The 17200-nt window shown below is 41.1% G+C and carries 13 protein-coding genes; 10 read left to right on the top strand and 3 right to left on the bottom strand.

Features of this window, described 5'->3' with window-relative positions; translation table 11 throughout:
* Nucleotides 1–10: 10 nt before the first annotated feature.
* Together P3L56_RS18715 and P3L56_RS18710 are read left to right on the top strand one after the other, a co-directional pair.
* Nucleotides 11–943 (top strand): ABC transporter substrate-binding protein, encoded by a 933-nt coding sequence (locus tag P3L56_RS18715; protein ID WP_370661197.1) that lies wholly within the window; start codon nucleotides 11–13, stop codon nucleotides 941–943.
* 72 nt (nucleotides 944–1015) lie between these two features.
* On the top strand, nucleotides 1016–2677 hold the full coding sequence (locus P3L56_RS18710; protein ID WP_166686578.1) for an ABC transporter permease: 1662 nt from the start codon (nucleotides 1016–1018) through the stop codon (nucleotides 2675–2677).
* Between the two features lie 57 nt (nucleotides 2678–2734).
* Here P3L56_RS18710 and yghU read toward each other — a convergent pair whose 3' ends face one another.
* Nucleotides 2735–3577, bottom strand: a complete 843-nt coding sequence (yghU, locus tag P3L56_RS18705; protein WP_198860952.1) for a glutathione-dependent disulfide-bond oxidoreductase — start codon at nucleotides 3575–3577, stop codon at nucleotides 2735–2737.
* A 486-nt stretch (nucleotides 3578–4063) separates the two neighbouring features.
* Here yghU and P3L56_RS18700 point away from each other — a divergent pair, with 486 nt between their 5' ends.
* The 7 genes from P3L56_RS18700 (at nucleotide 4064) to P3L56_RS18670 (ending at nucleotide 13004) form a co-directional block, all read left to right on the top strand.
* Complete coding sequence (locus P3L56_RS18700) at nucleotides 4064–5581, top strand: class I adenylate-forming enzyme family protein (protein WP_272686040.1); 1518 nt, start codon at nucleotides 4064–4066, stop codon at nucleotides 5579–5581.
* Between the two features lie 69 nt (nucleotides 5582–5650).
* Nucleotides 5651–7219, top strand: a complete 1569-nt coding sequence (locus tag P3L56_RS18695) for an acyl CoA:acetate/3-ketoacid CoA transferase (RefSeq protein WP_210831514.1) — start codon at nucleotides 5651–5653, stop codon at nucleotides 7217–7219.
* Between the two features lie 26 nt (nucleotides 7220–7245).
* Nucleotides 7246–7983 carry a 3-oxoacyl-ACP reductase FabG gene (fabG, locus tag P3L56_RS18690; protein ID WP_071548652.1) on the top strand — a complete coding sequence of 246 codons (738 nt, stop codon included), beginning with the start codon at nucleotides 7246–7248 and terminating at the stop codon, nucleotides 7981–7983.
* A gap of 8 nt (nucleotides 7984–7991) precedes the next feature.
* Nucleotides 7992–9176: a thiolase family protein gene (locus P3L56_RS18685; protein ID WP_071548651.1), complete on the top strand. Its 1185-nt coding sequence runs from the start codon at nucleotides 7992–7994 to the stop codon at nucleotides 9174–9176.
* A 121-nt stretch (nucleotides 9177–9297) separates the two neighbouring features.
* Nucleotides 9298–10638: an MFS transporter gene (locus P3L56_RS18680; RefSeq protein ID WP_071548650.1), complete on the top strand. Its 1341-nt coding sequence runs from the start codon at nucleotides 9298–9300 to the stop codon at nucleotides 10636–10638.
* Nucleotides 10639–10671: 33 nt separating this feature from the next.
* Nucleotides 10672–11835, top strand: coding sequence for a glycerate kinase (locus P3L56_RS18675; protein WP_210831515.1), 1164 nt, complete (start codon nucleotides 10672–10674; stop codon nucleotides 11833–11835).
* A gap of 14 nt (nucleotides 11836–11849) precedes the next feature.
* A complete protein-coding gene (locus tag P3L56_RS18670) occupies nucleotides 11850–13004 on the top strand; it encodes a CdaR family transcriptional regulator (protein WP_042845596.1) in 1155 nt (384 codons plus the stop codon).
* A 12-nt stretch (nucleotides 13005–13016) separates the two neighbouring features.
* On the opposite strand, the gene narL is transcribed toward P3L56_RS18670, so the two are convergent.
* Both narL and narX read right to left on the bottom strand, forming a co-directional pair.
* Complete coding sequence (gene narL / locus P3L56_RS18665) at nucleotides 13017–13673, bottom strand: two-component system response regulator NarL (protein WP_042845594.1); 657 nt, start codon at nucleotides 13671–13673, stop codon at nucleotides 13017–13019.
* A 21-nt stretch (nucleotides 13674–13694) separates the two neighbouring features.
* Nucleotides 13695–15422: a nitrate/nitrite two-component system sensor histidine kinase NarX gene (gene narX / locus P3L56_RS18660; protein ID WP_210831516.1), complete on the bottom strand. Its 1728-nt coding sequence runs from the start codon at nucleotides 15420–15422 to the stop codon at nucleotides 13695–13697.
* A gap of 331 nt (nucleotides 15423–15753) precedes the next feature.
* On the opposite strand from narX, the gene P3L56_RS18655 reads away from it, so the two are divergent.
* Nucleotides 15754–17157, top strand: coding sequence for a NarK family nitrate/nitrite MFS transporter (locus tag P3L56_RS18655; RefSeq protein WP_042845590.1), 1404 nt, complete (start codon nucleotides 15754–15756; stop codon nucleotides 17155–17157).
* Nucleotides 17158–17200: the final 43 nt, after the last annotated feature.

The following is a 17200-nucleotide window of genomic DNA, read 5'->3' as shown; positions in this document are numbered from 1 at the left end:
GGGTATCACAATGAGTCTTGGCCTTTCCTGTGCATTATTTTCCATTCCTTCCCAAGCAATTACGGTTTATACCGCAGGGCCTGGCGCTATGGCGAAACAATTGGCGGCGGGGTTTGAAAAACAAACAGGCACTAAAGTGAATGTTTTTCAAGCTACAACCGGGAAAGTAATGGCAAGGCTTGAAGCTGAACAAGCGAATCCCCGTGCTGATGTGTTGATTTCTGCATCATGGGATACGGCAGAGGATTTGCAACAAAGAGGTTGGTTGTTGCCTTATGAAAGCGCAAATGCCCAGCAAGTGCCTGCACGTTTTAAAACACCTTATTATGTCGCCCAAGGTGTTTCTGCATTGGGTATTGTGTGGAATAGCCAAAGTGGCACACCAAAACCTACAGATTGGCAGGATCTTGCTCAACCTGCTTTTAAAGATAAAGTCACGATGCCTGACCCTGCACTTTCTGGTGCATCATTAGATTTAGTCTTAGGGTTACAAAATGCCAAACAACAGGCTGCTTGGACATTATTTTCTGAATTAAAAGCCAATGGAATGGTGATTTCTGGGCCGAATGCGCAGGCGCTTACTCCTGTATTGCAAGGGGCAAAAGCGGCAGTATTTGGTGCGGTAGACTATGTGGCATATAGCAGTATTGCCAATGGTGAGTCGATTGAAGTCATTTTCCCTAGTAGCGGTACGGTAATTGCGCCTCGCCCGATGATGATTTTAAACAGTACTAAGCAACCTGATGAAGCCAAAGCCTTCATTGATTATGTATTATCTCCAGAAGGGCAAACGATAGTCGCTAACGCTTGGTTAATGCCTGCTAGGGCTGATATTGAAGGGAAGCGGCCTGATTTTTCAACACTCAAATTATTACCAGAAGCAACAGTAGATAACGCAGAACGTAGTGAAGTGCTAACGCGTTTAAGCGCACTTTTCCGTTAAATAATGCAACAAGGTAATTTTAATTAGCAAACCGCTGGGTATGCATAATACCCGGCAGGAGTGTTGTTTCTAATGATAAAAATTCGTTTTTTACCTTTATTGGTGCTCATTGCATTAATCATTTTAGTCGTGATCCCTTTGAGCTTCATTATTTTACAGGCAGTTTTCCCCCAATTAGGGCAGGGAATATTTGAACAACCATTCGAACCAATTATTCATTTACTGAATGAGCCAGAGCTTCCACTGTTATTGCAAAATACTTTGTTGTTAGGTGGTGGGGTCGCTGTCATCAGCGCAATGATTGCTATCCCTTTAGGGGCACTACGAGGCTTATTTAATATCCCTTTCGCAAAAGGCTGGGATTTACTGTTTCTAATCCCTTTTTTGATACCACCTTATATTGCGGGGTTATCATGGATGTTAACTCTGCAACCCAATGGCTATTCTCAGCAGCTTTTTGGTCTGAGCCCAGGAAGTGCCATTTTCTCATTAGGTGGCATGATGGGGATTATGGCTTTAAATTTATTCCCCGTATTGTATTTTGCCGTATCGAGAAGCATGGCTGCGAATGGTAATAGACTTGCTGATGTGGCTCAGGTTCATGGCGCTACCCCTTGGCAGGCCTTTTTTAAAGTGACGTTGCCGTTATCATTACCATCGATTGCTGCTGGGTTACTACTCATTTTTACTCTAGCGATTGAAGAATACGGTATCCCAGCAGCAATTGGTGCGCCTAATGGTATTCGAGTATTAACGACGGATATTGAACAACGCTTAGCGGATTGGCCAATTGATTTACCCGGTGCAGCATCGTTATCACTGGTGCTGGCGAGTATGGCAATTTTGGCTTATACCTTACAGCGTTCTATTGTTTCTGGGAAAAATGTTGTCACGACGACAGGAAAAGCGGCAGCACAAGTGACTCGCTCGTTAGGTGGCTGGCGTTGGCCAGTTGTTGGGATATTTACATTTACTGCTTTTTTGGCGGTGGGAATGCCTTTATTAGCGATGTTTGGTACTGCATTTTCCGCCACGGTTTCAGGTGGATTGGCTTGGGATAACCTGACGTTAAGGCATTTCTCAGGGCTAATTGACTCGCAAACAGAGGCTCTTTCAGCATTGTTGACCAGCGTTTCTTTAGCGACTGTAACAGCAATATTGACAGGGATATTAGGTTTCTTATCGGCTTGGATCGTTGTATCACAACGTATTCGTGGTGCTGCTGTTATCGATGCGCTTTCTTTACTGCCAATTTCTATTCCTGGCATTGTTATTGCGGTAGGGATGATTTTGGCTTGGAACCAGCCCTTTTGGCCTATAACACCCTATCATACATGGGGGATCTTACTACTTGCTTATAGTTGTTTGCTTCTTCCTTACCCTGTACGTTATTGCAGTGCCGCATTAACCCAAATCGGCGGAAGTTTAACGGATGCTGCAAGGGTACATGGTGCTTCAGCTATCACGACATTACGTTTGGTACTTTTCCCGTTGGTATTACCGAGTTTAGTCGCAGCCATGATGTTAGTTTTTGCCGTGGCTTCTCGAGAGTTAGTTTCTTCATTATTGCTAGCCCCAGCGGGTATGCAAACCGTATCTATTTTTGTTTGGCGTCAGTTTGAACAAGGCTCGATAGGTAGTGGGATGGCAATGGCCTGTTTGGCGGTATTAATTAGCTTAAGCTTAATGCTGTGCGCACAATGGGTAGAACAGCGATATAGCAGAAAGTCATAAAATTAAGCGCAAGTAAGTTTGTGAGTGCTTACTTGCACGCAAGAGTCATTTAATACATTACTCGCTAATATCACTCGCATCGTGGCGTTCGCGGACTTGTTGTGCCGGGTCACCTTGTAGACGGTTCACTCGGCGTCCACGTTGCACGGCTGGGCGTGCATAAACTTCATCAGCCCAACGAATAACATTTTTATATTCATGGACAGATAAAAACTCAGCCGCATCGTATAACCAGCCTTTTACTAGAGCACCATACCATGGCCAAATTGCAATATCTGCAATCGTATAGCTGTCACCGGCGACATATTTATGGTTGGCTAAGCGCTTGTCTAATACATCGAGTTGGCGCTTGGTTTCCATCGCAAAACGGTTAATTGGGTATTCGAATTTTTCAGGAGCATAGGCATAGAAATGCCCAAAACCGCCACCTGCGAAAGGCGCTGAACCCATTTGCCAAAATAGCCATGAGAAGGTTTCGGCACGCTCTGGTTGGGCTGTCGGTAATAACGCAGAAAATTTTTCGGCTAAATACGTCAGAATCGAACCTGACTCAAATACTCTAATAGGTTCTTCGCCACTTCTATCTACTAATGCGGGAATTTTTGAGTTAGGGTTAACTTCAACAAAACCAGAACTAAATTGGTCGCCTTCACCAATATTAATTAGCCAAGCGTCGTATTCAGCCTCTTTAATGCCAAGGGCTAGTAGCTCCTCTAACATGATAGTGACTTTTTGTCCGTTCGGCGTTCCTAAGGAATATAGCTGTAGTGGGTGCTTACCTACAGGTAATGCCTTTTCGTGAGTAGCACCAGAAATTGGGCGGTTTATATTCGCGAATTTTCCACCATTGCCTTGTTCCCATTGCCAGACTTTAGGGGGAACATAAGGGGAGTTTGCCATGAGTTATCTCCTTAACCGTTTTAAAGGGGGCGATTTTTCTCTTCAATAATCTTATGTTGAATGATCTTCACTGTAGCAATCTGCGATGAATTCGCCACCTTTTTATCGTATTTTACTGCGGGAGGTGCTTGAACCGCACAGAATGCATGAAATAGCCACCTAAGAAAGTCAGTTAGTCATTTACACAAAGATTACCTTTAGGTGGGGGGATTGTTCATGCGCACAATAGCGAGTCAATAAATGGGATGAATATACTTAAGACTGAGGTTTGAAAATCATACCCAAAGTCAAATAGTTCAATTTATCATCATCTTTAACGCCAAAAAAGGCACTTAAGTAAAAAATAATTAACAAACCGATTGTGCAGATAGCTAACTTAAATAAAAAAAAGGTGTGAACAATATGTGAACATTGGCACTAATTTATGAGGTGGCATTTTATACATTGATAGTATATCAGCCATATTCAGTTGTGTTGGAGTGTCTCATGCTTGCATCAAATTCAAATATTTATCAAAGCTTATTAAATAGAGCAAAAATACAACCAGATGCTATAGCCATTGTATTTGAAGAGCAAAATTGGAGTTATCACCAGCTACTGGTTAAAGTAAACCAAACGATGCATTGGTTAACATCCAGTTTGCAATTGAATAAAGGTGACCGCATTGTATTAGGTTGGGGAAATACCATTGAATTCTGCCAATTATTTTATGCTGCTGTGGGGTTAGGGCTGCAAGTTATTCCTTTAAGTACTAAAATGAAAGAGTTTGAAGGAAAAGAACATGTACTGAATATCAATGCGAAGGCAATTTTTTGGGATGACAGTTATCAACCTTGGTTAGCTCCATTAAGTGTAAAAGGTATGAGCCTTTCACAATGGCGTGCCTTAACATTAACTGATGAAATTAACTTTATTAATCAGGTTGACAATGATGACCCTGCTGTAATTATTTTTACTTCAGGTACAACGGGTGCCCCTAAAGGTGCTGTTATTACCCATAAAAATATATTATCTGCAATATATGCATATCAGGAAACATTACAGTTATCTGAGAAAGATAAAACAATACTTGCTGTGCCTATTTACCACATTACAGGGCTTTCAGCTATTTTAGCCTTATTTATTCATATTGGTGGGACAATTTATCTACATAAAAAATTTAATGCACAAGAGATTATTTCCTCAATTGCGAAGTCGAATATAACATTTTTACATGGTTCACCAACAGTATTTATATTATTAATTCAAAAAATAAAAGAAAATAAAAGTATCAATTTAGAAAGATTTAATACATTGCGAATGATTGCATGTGGTGCGGGCCATTTAAATGAAGGCACAATTAAAGAATTATCATATATTTTTTCAAAGACATCTATTCATTCTATATATGGCTTAACGGAAACATCGTCTCCTGCAACAGTTTACCGTGACGATATTCGTAGCAGTAATAAAAAAGCAAGTTCTGGTACGCCGGTACCGGGGATTCAAGTGGCGATCCGTAATGAAAAAGGTGATGATCAACCCGCAAATAGTACCGGTAATATCTGGGTTAAAGGGGATGTTGTGATCCAGCGTTATTGGCCTGATTGCCCTGCGAATAAATCTTCATTTAAAGATGGTTGGTTTTTTACTGGGGACATCGGTTATATGGATGATGAGGGCTACCTTTATATTCAAGATAGAATCAAAGATATGATTAACCGAGGTGGTGAAAAAATATATTCCATTGAAATGGAGGACCTTATTTCTAATTACCCTGGTGTCAATGAGGTTGCTGTTATCCCTATAGAAAGCGCAATTTATGGTGAAGAACCGATCGCATTTATTATTCCAGAAATGCAAGTGTGTTTAACCAGTAAAGAAGTTATTGAATGGCTAAAGGAGCGGGTTCCAAATTATAAAGTTCCTGTAAAAATTATATTTACACGTAATTTTCCTAGAACTTGGAATGGGAAAATAAGTAAAAAAGATTTGAAAAAACGATATTACTCTTTAAATAACTAACATCTAAATTAGTTTTTAATTAATCAAATAAAAGGCTACGAAATATTAGCCTTTAGGCAGGTTTTTATCATGAATAATAAATTTATCTCTAAACAGGAAGCCGCTAAATTAATTAATGATGGCGATACAGTTTGTACTGTGGGAATGACCTTAACGAGTGCTGCTGAATCTATTTTATCGGCAATTGAGCAACGTTTTTTATCTGAAGGCTCTCCAAAACAATTAACTTTAGTCCATGCGGCAGGGCAATGTAACCGTATTCGGGGTAATCAACATTTTGCTCATCAAGGAATGGTGAAACGCATTATTGGTTCACATTGGGGGTTAGCCCCTCGCTGGATGCAGATGATCAACGATAATCAGGTTGAGGCTTACTGCCTTCCTCAAGGGCAGATGGTGCATTTATATGGTGCGATGGCGGCTGGTCTACCGGGGCGCTTGTCCAAAGTTGGGCTAGGGACTTTTATCGACCCTGACTTAGAGGGGGGAAGAATGAATGCGAAAACATTAGCGCTTCCGTCCCTTGTGGAGAAAGTTAATTTCAAAGGGGAAGCGTGGTTATGGTATCCCGAAATTCCATTGGATGTTGTCGTGATCCGCGGTACACATGCGGATACTAAAGGTAATTTGACCACAGATGAAGAAGCCATGTCGTTGGAGGTATTGCATGCTGTTTTAGCGGCAAAACGCTTTGGTGGGAAAGTCATTGCTCAGGTGAAGTATTGTGTTGAAGAGGGGACTTTGCACCCGAAGCGTGTCACTGTTCCAGCCAGTTTTATTGACCATATTGTGGTTTGTGATAACCCTGAAGAAGATCATCGTCAGTCCTCAAGTTGGTTCTTTGATCCCACATTGTGCGGCGATATTCGAACGCCAGTGCAGCAAACCACGCCGTTACCTCTTGATATTCGTAAGTTGATCGGGCGCATCGCTTGCCGTTATCTCACGGAAAACTGTGTGATCAACTTAGGAACAGGGATACCTAACGATGTGATCGGTTCAATTATCCAAGAAGAAAATGCGACCAAACGCGTAGATATCACTGTGGAATCTGGTATTTGGGGCGGTGTTCAAGCGGGGGGAATCGATTTTGGTATTGGCCGCAACCTTTCTGCCATGATCAGCCACCAAGACCAAATGTTGTATTACAACGGTGCAGGGGTAGATATCACCTATATGGGCGCGGGGGAAATGGATGCCAATGGCCATGTTAATGCTACTTTGCTTGGCAATATTTGCCCGGGTGCAGGTGGGTTTATCGATATCACGCAGAATGCTCGTCACGTCGTTTTTTGCTCAACATTTACGGCTAAAGGGTTAGATATTCGTTGTGAAAATGGGCAGTTAAAGATTATTCGTGAAGGTGATATCCGCAAGTTGGTGGATAACGTTAGGCAGATTTCTTGGAACGCAGATGTGGCGCGTCAGATTAACCAAACTATGCATTTTGTCACGGAGCGTGCGGTATTTACCTTGGGTGAGAAAGTCCCTGTGTTAGTAGAAATCGCCCCGGGAATTGACCTTGAGCGTGACATTCTTGCTCATATGGATTTTGTACCAGAAATCTCCCCTGATTTAAAAGTGATGTGCTCTTCATTATTTAAAGAAGCGCCTTTTGATCTGATTTCATATTTATAGTCTCAATATTAAAGAGGGATTTACGCATGTTAGTCAAAAATAAAGTTGCCATTGTTACAGGATCAGCGAGAGGGATAGGGTTTGCCATTGCACAAGTATTGGCAGAAGAAGGTGCAAAAGTGGTGATATCTGACCTTTCGATGTCCTCTGGCGAAGAAAGTGCGAAGCAATTACAAGAAAAGGGTTATGAAGCTGTTTTCATCCCATGCGATATATCGAAGCGTGACCAGGTTAATGAGTTGTTTTCAAAGACAAAAGAACATTTTGGCACCATTGATGTATTAGTCAATAACGCAGGGATAAATCGTGATGGCATGCTGCATAAATTAACCGATGATGATTGGGATAAAGTTATCGATATCAATCTAAAAGGTACGTTTAATTGCATGCAAGAGGCTGCAAAACTCATGCGCGAACAAGGCAGCGGACGCATTGTAAATATTTCATCTGCAAGCTGGTTAGGGAATGTTGGGCAGGCAAATTATGCGGCATCGAAAGCAGGTGTCATTGGCCTAACGAAAACGGCCTGCCGCGAATTGGCACGTAAAGGGGTCACTGTGAATGCGATTTGCCCAGGGTTTATTGATACCGATATGACTCGTGGTGTTCCCGAAAAAGTGTGGGACATCATGATCAGTAAAATTCCAGCAGGCTTTGCAGGCGACCCGCGTGATGTCGGCCAATGTGTGGCATTTTTGGCTTCCGATAAAGCGCGTTATATCAATGGCGAAGTGATTAATGTTGGCGGCGGCATGGTGCTGTAGGAGGAAATATGAAACAAGCAAATGACATTGTGATTGTAAGTGGTGTGAGAACGGCAATTGGGACGATGGGTGGTAGCTTTGCGAACACTCACCAACATGATTTAGGTGCGTTAGTTATTCGTGAAGCGGTAAAGCGTGCAGGGATCGCCCCTGAAGATGTTAATGAAGTGATTGTGGGGAATGTGGGGCAAATCGCAGAAAGTGGGTTTATTGCCCGTATTTGCCAATTGCGAGCAGGCTTACCAAAAGAAACGACCGCGTATTCTGTTAATCGCCAATGTGGTTCAGGGTTACAAGCGTTAGCTGATGGCATGATGTTGTTACAAACTGGTCAATCAGATGTGGTTGTGGCTTGTGGTACAGAAAATATGACCATGCTGCCTTATTACCTGCGCAAAGCGCGTTACGGTTATCGCATGGGGAATGATGTTTTAGAAGATGGCTTAACATCAATTCTTACTTGGCCTGAAGGCCCATATCATAATGGTATGACCGCAGAAAATGTGGCCGAGCAATTTCATATTTCCCGTGAAGAAATGGATGATTTCGCATGGAACAGTCAGCAAAAAGCATTGAAAGCCATTGAAGAAGGCTATTTTCAAACGCAAATTTTGCCAGTTGAAATCGCAGAAGGGCGTAAGGGAACGCGTATTTTTGATACGGATGAACACCCGCGCGATACACCACGTGAGAAGCTTGCCAAATTACGTCCCGCATTTAAGGCAGATGGCGTGATTACTGCGGCTAATTCATCAGGGATTAATGATGGAGCCGCTGCGTTAGTCATGATGCGACGCGAAGAAGCTGAAAAACGGGGTTTGAAACCTAGAATGAAAGTGGTTGATTGGGCCGTTGCGGGCTGTGAGGCTGCCATTATGGGGTTTGGCCCAGCACCTGCAACACGCCGCTTGATGGATAAACTCAAGATGGACGTCAAAGATATTGACCTTATTGAGTTAAATGAAGCTTTTGCCGCACAAGCAATCGCAGTGATGAATGATTTGTCGTTAGACAGTTCTCGAGTCAATGTGAATGGCGGCGCAATTGCCCTTGGTCACCCTGTTGGCGCTAGTGGAGCAATCCTACCTGTAAAATTAATGTACGAAATGGAGCGTCGTCAGGTTTCTACTGGGCTAGTGACCATGTGTATCGGTGGTGGTCAAGGGATATCAATGTTGTTTGAAAAAGAATAAGAAATATTGCAAGCAGAAAGCCCGACGTGGGGCGTCGGGCTGTTGCTGAAGTAATAACAACAGGTAAGTCACTTATGACGAAGAACTATACCTGTTTCACCACAACATGAGGATCTTATCTATGTTTTCTACAAATGCAAATTTAGATTATGTTGCGCAGGGTAAAAAAACGAACGCAAAGATATATCGCAACCTGATGCCTTTACTGATCTTAGCTTATATTATTAGTTTTATTGACCGAACAAATATTGGGATGGCAAAGCACGCCATGTCAATTGACTTAGGGCTGTCAGCAACTGCATTCGGTATTGGTGCAGGGCTGTTCTTTCTGACCTACTCGATTCTTGAGATCCCAAGTAATTTGATTATGGAAAAAGTGGGAGCGCGGTTTTGGATCACACGGATCATGATCACTTGGGGGTTATTATCTGCTGCGATGGCATTTGTGACCGGGCCTACCTCATTTTATATTTTACGCTTATTACTTGGTGCGGCTGAAGCAGGGTTATATCCCGGTGTTATCTTGTATATGACATATTGGTTTAGCCAAGAAGAGCGTGCCAAAGCAACAGGGCTATTTTTACTTGGTGTCTGTTTAGCCAATATTATCGGTGCGCCGTTAAGTGGCTTATTATTAAGTATGGATGGCTTATTAGGTTTCCATGGTTGGCAATGGATGTTTGTTATTGAAGGTTTACCTGCGGTGATCTTAGCTTTTGTTGTCTGGTTTGTTTTACCCAATAAACCTGAAGATGCAAAATGGTTAGATGAGGATGATCGCAATTATATTAAATATAAACATGAACAAGATAAAAACAGTATTAGTGTGAGTAATAGTAAATTTTCACTGATGGCAGCATTTAAAAATAAAGCCTTCATGATGATTGTCGCAATTTATTTTACTCATCAATTTTCAGTTTATGGCTTAAGTTATTTCTTACCAACAATTATTGGAGAATATGGCAAGTTAACACCAATTCAAATTGGGTTATTAACAGCTATACCTTGGATCTCAGCAGCGATTGGTGGCATTTTTGTGGCAAGAAAAGCCAATACACCTCGTCGTTCATCGCGCATTTTAATTTCAGGTTATGCTGTTATGGCTATCGGACTAGTGATTGGCGCTATGGGCGGGCCTGTTGTCGGTTTAATTGGATTCTGTTTAACCGCATTTATGTTTTTTGTTGTCCAATCTATTATTTTCTCGCTTCCACCAACCTATATGAGTGGCAGTATGCTGGCAGGTAGCTTGGCATTGTTAAATTGTCTGGGGTTATTTGGTGGTTTTCTTGGCCCATTTATTCTCGGATTTTTTGAGGACTATACTGGTACTGCTACATCTGGATTATGGTTTGGTGTTGGTTTACTTGTTATCGGCACCATTATCGCCTCACGGGTCAATACTGGTAGTATAGGGGATAGTGCAAAAGTGGAAGCTACTACCTCAATACAAGTAAAGTAATACAACATCGCCATTTACAATAGGAAAGTCTGCATGAAAATTGTTATCGCACTTGATTCCTTTAAAGGAAGTTGTTCAGCACAGCTTGCGTGTCAGGCTGTTGCAGAGGGTTTCGAGCGTGTATCCTCCGAGTTGGATGTGACGTTATTACCTATCTCTGATGGTGGAGAAGGTTTGTTGGAGTCACTAGAGCACAGCCCAGTATTATCAGGTGTCACACCTTATACTTTTAGTTGTACTGGCCCATATGGAAGTAAGGTTGATGCACGATTATTAGTATTAGAAGGAAAGACGGCCTTTATTGAAATGGCGCAATGTTGTGGTTTAGAACTGGTTCAAGCAGAACATCGTCAAGTTGAAAAAGCGTCGACTTATGGCTTAGGTGAAATGGTAAAACATGCACTCGATTTAGGGTGCACACGCATTATTATCGGTATTGGTGGAAGTGCAACTAATGATGGTGGTGCGGGTTTTGCACAAGCTTTAGGCGCAGAGTTTTATGATAATGACCAACAGCTTATCGAATTTCCCATTAATGGCGAAAATTTGATAAATATCGCAAAGATTAACTTTGATAAATTCGATCCTCGTGTAGCGGATGTCGAATTTAATGTTTCTTGTGATGTTGAAAACCCGTTATTAGGTAAAAATGGCGCAACCTATATTTATGGCTCACAAAAAGGCGCTGATAAAGCGATGTTAGATAAGCTTGAGCTAGGCATGGCTCATTACGCTCAATTAATGACAAAAATTACAGGGAAGGATTTCTCATTGGATGCGGGGAGCGGCGCTGCTGGCGGATTAGGGGCTGGGCTACGTTGGTTTGTTTCCGCTAAGCTTGAGAAGGGGATCGACTTGGTGTTGGGGCTACTTGGTGCGGAGTCGTATATTCAGCAAGCCGACCTTGTTATCGTTGGGGAAGGGCGGCTTGATAGCCAAAGTGCCAATGGTAAAGCTCCTGTTGGTGTCGCTCGTATGGCAAGTCATTATGGGGTACCAACAATCGCACTATGTGGGGGGTACAGTGAAGATAGCCGTATTTTATATCAACATGGTATCACTGCCATGTGGTCACTTTGTCCGGGGCCAGTTTCCCTTGAGCAGGCAATGGTTAATGGAGAACGTTATTTAGCTGATACGGCTGAAAATTTGTTACGTACTGTATTATCTAGCCATAGTAAGCAAATAAAACATTAAGATGAGGCGGTAATATGCTACTGACTGAAAAATTAGCTAATGATATTGTCACTCGTGCAATGGGGATAATCCATCACAACGTCAATGTGATTAATAGTCAGGGTGTAATTATCGCCTCAGGTGAAAAAAAACGTATTGGTGAGACTCATGAAGTCGCGGTGGAAGTTATTCGCTGTGGTAAACGGATCACCATTTATAATGAAAATGAGGCGAGTCGCTATTCCAATGTCGCGCCTGGTATTAATCATCCAATTATGGTGGCAGATAACGTTGAATTAGTGATTGGTGTCAGTGGTGACCCGGTTATTATTCAACGTTATGCCGAATTAGCAATACTCACTGCAGAGTTATTAATTAAACAGGAAATTGAGCGGCGTAGTATTAATTGGCAGCATCGTTTACGTGATATGCTATTTGTGCAATTTATTGAAAGTACTACGCCAATGCAAGGTCGTAGTGCTTTATTGAAATTACACAATTCGGGCTTTTCATTTTCGTTGCCTACAATCCCGGTCATTATTAATATCGAAGCGATTCAATATCGGCCAGAAATTCTGGATTCCATTATTACTGAATTGTCAGCAATGGAAAAAAGTGATGTATTACTATTAAATAGCCGTGAAATTTTGATGTTATTTCCATCAACATTTTATAAAAACGAATCCTTTATTTCTCATCTACATTTTATTTTAGATAGTCAACTTAGCCAGTACTATATTGGTGTTGGGGTTCAAGCTGATACGGAAGAACATGTGAGAGATGCTGTTCATTTCGCACGTTCAGTCATTGATGTAGGGCGGTTAACAGTTCCTGAGAAACAAGTTTTTTTATTTAAAGAAATGGCCTCTCTGTGTTTATTTAATGAGTTGGAGAATAGCTATTTATTTAATTTTTTCTTAGATATTTGCAATAAAATATTATTACATGACTCGGGGGATATCTTGCTTGAAACCCTAGAGTTATTTTTATCGCAAAATGGCGAGGTTGGCAGCACGGCGCAACAGTTAGGTATTCATAGAAATACATTAAGTTATCGATTACAACAAATTAAAAAGCAAACAGGCTTAGACCCGACAAAGTTTACTGACCTTATTCAACTGTCTGTTGCTATGCATGGCTATCGTCGGCGTTATCCGAAACAACAGCCATGGTTGGATGCGTTAACTTGATCTTAATAGGCATTATTTTTGCTGTAAAACAAATATTGCAGCTTCGACCCGTGACTTTAAATTTAGTTTTTTCAATAAATGTTTTACATGTACTTTTACTGTACTTTCTGTGATTTGCAATTTATTAGCGATCAGTTTATTTGAAAGGCCTTGTGCTATTAAGTTTAAAATACGGGTTTCTCTTGGGGTCAACGACGACAAATTATGGTCCGCAGAGGTTCGATTGTCTCTTAATGATTCAGCTAATACGGTGGCAAGAGTAGGGCTAACTACCATTTTACCGCTGGCGGCTTCTTTTAAGGCAACAATCAGTTTTTCAGGTTCCATATCTTTTAATAAGTAACCGTCCGCCCCCCGCTTTAAAGCATTAATTAAGTCTTCGCTGTAGTTTGAGACAGTAAACAATATAATTCGGCCAGAAAGTTCTCGGCTACGCAAATCATCAAGTACTTCAAAACCATTCATACCGGGCATATTGAGGTCTAATAAAATTAAGTCAGGGTCTTGTTCTTCGGCAATTTTAATACCTGTCACCCCGTCATCAGCTTCACCAATTACCCGTAATGTGGGCTCTAAACTGATTAATTGCTTAACTCCGTTACGTAGCATTGGGTGGTCATCAATAAGTAAAATGGTGGATTGCCCAATGGTGGTATTTTTATTTTTCATGAACGAGTTGCTCCAATTTGGTTAAGACACACTCACAGGGAATATGACATTAACAATGGTTCCCCCTTGAGCTCTTGGGGTAATAGAATATTCCCCGTTTAAGCTTAGGGCTCTTTCTCTCATAATAATCAGCCCATAATGATTATTTTTTGCAGGCTGAAGTTGAATGCCTTCCCCATTATCTTCAATCATTACCGTAATTAGCCCTGCATTTTCGACTAATGAAACCTGAGACCAATTAGCATTAGCGTGCTTTAGGATATTACTCAAGGCTTCTCGAATTATTTGTATAATATGGATAGCTTGATGTGGTGAAATACTTTTTGCTGGGATCTGATAATTTAAACCAATGTCAAAACCAATGCGTTGGCTAAATTCTTGAATGGTGCTTTCTAAAGAGGGCAGTAACCCAGGCTCTGTTAGTTTTAACCTAAAGGTTGTGAGTAATTCACGTAATTGGCTATAAGCCGAGTTAATTTCATTGCGCATTTCATGAAGTAAATCTTGATGCTGTTTGGGGAGTGGTCCGGGTTGCATTTGCAGGTAGCTAATTTGCATTTTTAAACAAGATAATGATTGGGCAATAGAATCATGCAGTTCTCTTGCGATAGCGGAACGTTCATCCATAATGAGCAATTGTTGCTGTTGTTCTAGTTGGTGCTCCATCGCTAACATACCCGCGATTTGCTTTACTAGCATGAGAACTAAATTATTTTGTTCATCAGATAATTGCTGATCTATTGCGATCTCCGCCAATATCACACCGTAACGGTGTAAGTTATCGGAGATATCCCAAGACATTATTGTTGTAGGTTGTATGGTTTCTGGTGATAGAAGGCTGCCACAATGGAATTCATGAAAGCAACGGTCATTATCTTCTTCATATAATCGTAAACTAATATTTTGCAATGGTGTTAGGTTCTTGAGTTCAACCAAGACTTTTTCTAATCGGTTTGCTAATGGTTCAATGGAATGTAATATGCGATTAGATTGATACAAATACAGTAGCACTTTGTTTTTACTTTGGAGATCGGCGGTTTTTTCTTCGACACGTGATTCTAGCTGGTGGTAACTTTGTGCTAACTCGTCTGACATTTGGTTTAAAGTTTGCCCAAGGGAGCTTAATTCATCTTGTTTTTTACCCGCAGAAAAACGCTGACTAAAGTCCTTATGGCTAATGGCATTGACCATATTTAATAGTTTCAGCCAAGGGTAGTAAATTTTTTTTCTAAGATGGCATATGGTAAGCAAAAGTAGAAATGCGACGAGGGCAATAAAAACCATTTGTGTTATTGAGACATAAGTTATTTTTCTCTCTGTTTTTTCATCAATATTACGGACTAACTCGTCGAGTTTATTAACAAACGTAATGACTTCAAAGCGGGCATCATTTGGTGACGTTGCATTAATAAGTGCGGGTTTTAAATTTGTTTCCCAATAATGATAAAGCTGAGTAAATTGGTCTGTTAAATTTTCTACCTCGATCACTTGAGTTAATTCCTGGCTTAATAAGTTGTTTTCGAGTTCGTTTAAATAGGTATCGGAATATGGGGTTAATGGGGTGAGAGAAAGCAAATGGTAACTTTGCATTCGTAATGCGCCTGATTTATTAATTGCGTGAGCATTTCCTTGAACGCTGGTAATCATGCTATTAGAAATAGCCATGCCAATAATACCGAGTACGGCAATCAATAGCATTAACCCGATGACTTGGTTAATGATTGAAAATCGGTGATAAGTCGTTGGCATAAATAATTCGTTCCTTTTTATTTGGTTATTCATTCTTTTCTATAACGTGTGTATTGTTCCTCTATTGTGCAAAATTGAATATGCCACTTCGGTGTTACTCCTTAATATCCCGCTGAGTCATTTAGCCTAAATTCAAACAGTAAAAACGGCCATTTAACGAATTTTATTTATTTAATTCAAATGATTAAATGGTTGTACTCCCCATACTCCTCTGGTGGTTTATCCAAAAAACGCACAAAATTTGATTTAAATCTGTCTTGATTTAGATCAGCTTCGTGGCGACATATTCGCCACACACTGCGATAAGAAATTGTGTTTATCGGGGTGATTTATGTCTCAACGAGATAATGTTAATAGTGGAGTTGCACAGCAAAATGCCAATAGTGTTATTCAGGACTGGCGTCCTGAAGAAACGCAATTTTGGCAGCAAACAGGAAAACGAATTGCAGAGCGTAATTTGTGGATTTCTATCCCTTGTTTGTTGCTCGCATTTTGCGTCTGGATGTTATTTAGTGCCGTTGCAGTGAATTTAAACAAAGTGGGTTTTAACTTTACCACTGACCAATTATTTTTATTAACAGCATTGCCTTCAGTGTCAGGGGCTTTATTACGAGTACCTTATTCTTTTGTTATTCCTATTTTTGGTGGGCGACGCTGGACAGCCATTAGTACGCTATTTTTGGTGATCCCTTGTATTTGGCTTGGTTACGCTATCCAAGACCCAACTACGCCTTATCAAATATTTGTCATTATTTCCCTTCTTTGTGGTTTTGCTGGGGCTAATTTCGCATCGAGCATGGCGAATATCAGTTTCTTTTTCCCAAAAGCGCGTCAAGGGGGAGCACTAGGTCTGAATGGGGGGTTAGGTAACTTAGGTGTAAGCGTAATGCAATTGGTAGCACCATTTATCGTCGGGGTGGGTGTTTTTGCCTTTGCGGGTGGAACTGGGGCATTACAGCCCGATGGTTCAACCTTATGGCTAGAAAATGCCGCTTGGGTTTGGGTGCCATTTTTATTGTTATTTACAGTGATGGCATGGTTTGGCATGAATGATTTAGCGGCGAATAAAGCGTCATTAAAACAGCAGTTGCCAGTGCTTAAACGCGGCCATTTATGGATTTTGAGCCTGTTGTATCTTTCTACCTTCGGTTCATTTATCGGTTTTTCTGCTGGTTTTGCCATGCTTTCTAAAACCCAGTTTCCCGACATTATTATCCTCAAATTTGCCTTTTTTGGCCCTTTCCTTGGTGCATTAGCTCGTCCATTAGGCGGCATGCTGTCAGACCGCTTTGGTGGAGTCAAAGTGACTTTCCTTAACTTTATTGTGATGGCGATTTTCTCTGGCTTGCTATTTTTCACCCTGCCTGAAAACGGACAAGGTGGTTCTTTTGGTGCTTTTTATGGGGTGTTTATGGTGCTGTTTTTAACCGCTGGGTTAGGCAGTGGCTCTACTTTTCAAATGATAGCCGTGGTCTTTCGTAAATTAACTATGGATAAAGCCATTGCCCGAGGTGCTTCAGAGCAAGAAGCACAAAAAGAAGCAGTAACAGAAAGTGCCGCAGCATTGGGTTTTATCTCAGCAATAGGCGCCATCGGTGGTTTCTTTATTCCAAAAGCGTTTGGTACCTCCTTAACGTTGACTGGGTCTCCCGCCGATGCAATGAAAGTGTTCTTTGTGTTTTATCTTTCCTGTGTGTTTATCACCTGGCTAGTTTATGGGCGTACACATAAATAATAACAAGCAATAAAGATTAATTTTAAGCAATGTACGGCGCGAG

Origin of the sequence: Providencia sp. PROV024, assembly GCF_032709665.1 — a bacterium.
Classification (GTDB): domain Bacteria; phylum Pseudomonadota; class Gammaproteobacteria; order Enterobacterales; family Enterobacteriaceae; genus Providencia; species Providencia huashanensis.
The sequence above is the reverse complement of the archived record's forward strand: the minus strand, read 5'-3'. Positions and strand labels throughout refer to the sequence as shown.

Coding starts and splice junctions, on each gene's coding strand:
- P3L56_RS18715 (WP_370661197.1), top strand. CDS start 11: ATGAGTCTTGGCCTTTCCTGTGCATTATTTTCCATTCCTTCCCAAGCA.
- P3L56_RS18710 (WP_166686578.1), top strand. CDS start 1,016: ATGATAAAAATTCGTTTTTTACCTTTATTGGTGCTCATTGCATTAATC.
- yghU (WP_198860952.1), bottom strand. CDS start 3,577: ATGGCAAACTCCCCTTATGTTCCCCCTAAAGTCTGGCAATGGGAACAA.
- P3L56_RS18700 (WP_272686040.1), top strand. CDS start 4,064: ATGCTTGCATCAAATTCAAATATTTATCAAAGCTTATTAAATAGAGCA.
- P3L56_RS18695 (WP_210831514.1), top strand. CDS start 5,651: ATGAATAATAAATTTATCTCTAAACAGGAAGCCGCTAAATTAATTAAT.
- fabG (WP_071548652.1), top strand. CDS start 7,246: ATGTTAGTCAAAAATAAAGTTGCCATTGTTACAGGATCAGCGAGAGGG.
- P3L56_RS18685 (WP_071548651.1), top strand. CDS start 7,992: ATGAAACAAGCAAATGACATTGTGATTGTAAGTGGTGTGAGAACGGCA.
- P3L56_RS18680 (WP_071548650.1), top strand. CDS start 9,298: ATGTTTTCTACAAATGCAAATTTAGATTATGTTGCGCAGGGTAAAAAA.
- P3L56_RS18675 (WP_210831515.1), top strand. CDS start 10,672: ATGAAAATTGTTATCGCACTTGATTCCTTTAAAGGAAGTTGTTCAGCA.
- P3L56_RS18670 (WP_042845596.1), top strand. CDS start 11,850: ATGCTACTGACTGAAAAATTAGCTAATGATATTGTCACTCGTGCAATG.
- narL (WP_042845594.1), bottom strand. CDS start 13,673: ATGAAAAATAAAAATACCACCATTGGGCAATCCACCATTTTACTTATT.
- narX (WP_210831516.1), bottom strand. CDS start 15,422: ATGCCAACGACTTATCACCGATTTTCAATCATTAACCAAGTCATCGGG.
- P3L56_RS18655 (WP_042845590.1), top strand. CDS start 15,754: ATGTCTCAACGAGATAATGTTAATAGTGGAGTTGCACAGCAAAATGCC.